The sequence below is a fragment of the Bacteroides sp. HMSC067B03 genome (assembly GCF_001811315.1).
Taxonomy (GTDB): domain Bacteria; phylum Bacteroidota; class Bacteroidia; order Bacteroidales; family Bacteroidaceae; genus Bacteroides; species Bacteroides faecis.
In genome coordinates, this window is sequence record NZ_KV804278.1 from 1 (window position 1) to 214 (window position 214).

General features: G+C 53.3%; 1 protein-coding gene. It reads left to right on the forward strand.

Annotation, left to right across the window (positions count from 1 at the left end):
- Nucleotides 1-214: N-acetylmuramoyl-L-alanine amidase (locus HMPREF2794_RS03030; protein ID WP_139147229.1), on the forward strand; the 214-nt coding region annotated here is incomplete at both ends.

The window sequence follows — 214 nt, forward strand, 5'->3', positions numbered from 1 at the left end:
ACCAGTTATAACCGATGTTCAATCGGTATCTGCTATGAGGGCGGACTGGATAAGAACGGCAAGGCAAAGGATACCCGGACGGACGCACAGAAGAAAGCGATGCGCGAGCTCGTTCAGGACATCTGCCACCGCCACGACATTATTGATATCCTCGGGCATCGAGATACCAGTCCGGACAAGAACGGGAACGGCATCGTCGAAAAATGCGAGTGGA